Annotated in this window: 1 pseudogene; it reads left to right on the top strand. The window is 42.4% G+C overall.

From position 1 onward, the window contains the following. Window positions 1-276, top strand: a pseudogene (locus tag RYX56_RS22190) (sugar phosphate nucleotidyltransferase); the annotation flags it as partial.

Raw genomic sequence — 276 nt, 5'->3', positions numbered from 1 at the left:
CTTTTAAAGCTATCTCTTGCTCAAGGCGTCCAAGCAACGGGAGTGGATGTGACAGATTTAGAAGAAGCTGCTGTTCCAAGCTTTCGGAAGATCATTTCAGCTCATCATTTTCAAGGGGGCGCACACCTTAGAGTAAGTGAAGGCAATGCCATTGTCATTGAATTATTTGACCAAGAAGGATTGCCGATAGCTACATCTGTGCAAAAAAAAATTGATAAGATCGTTACATTTAATTCTTACCGCCGTGTCGCTTTTGACCGTGTTGGAGAATACGAG

The sequence above is a fragment of the Alkalihalophilus lindianensis genome, from assembly GCF_032843265.1.
GTDB lineage: Bacteria > Bacillota > Bacilli > Bacillales > Bacillaceae_D > Alkalihalophilus > Alkalihalophilus lindianensis.
The sequence above is the reverse complement of the archived record's forward strand: the minus strand, read 5'-3'. Positions and strand labels throughout refer to the sequence as shown.